The organism is Salinimicrobium oceani (assembly GCF_012037645.1).
The window spans coordinates 1-554 of the sequence record NZ_JAAVJR010000312.1; the positions used below are offsets into that span (position 1 = coordinate 1).

General features: G+C 39.2%; 1 protein-coding gene. It reads left to right on the plus strand.

The genetic code is table 11. From position 1 onward, the window contains the following. The coding region (locus HC175_RS16910) for a DUF1015 family protein (protein ID WP_168139516.1) at positions 1 to 554 on the plus strand (554 nt) is incomplete at both ends.

A 554-nucleotide genomic window follows, 5' to 3' on the forward strand; every position in this document is an offset into this window, starting at 1 on the left:
TGGCTAAGGAGTCACGGGAAAATAATCCAAACCACACGGGTGAAGAACCATATAATTTCTTTTTAAGCTATATGATTGCACAAAGCCACCTAAAGCTTTACGAATTCAACCGGCTGGTGCGAGACTTAAATGGCCTGTCAAATAAGGAATTTTTAATGCAACTTGATGAATGGTTTAGAATCGAGGATCGGGGTACAGAAATTTACAGACCTTCCAAAAAACATCATTTTTCGATGTATTTAGATGGAATTTATTATTCTCTCTACCTGCGAAAAACCAACTATGAGTTTACAGATTCATTGAGCACCTTGGATCCTTACATCCTGTTTATTAAGGTGCTAAAGCCGCTATTGGGTATTGAAGATTTAAAAAACGACCGCAGAATATCTTATCTTCCGGGTAGAAATGACACCTTTGAGGTCAAAAAACTGGTAGACGAAGGCACTTTTGCAGTAGGCTTTGGAATGCTCCCCCTCACTTTTGAAGAGATCAAACTTATTGCAGATGCAGGTCTCACCATGCCTCCAAAAAGTACGTGTATTGAACCCAAATTG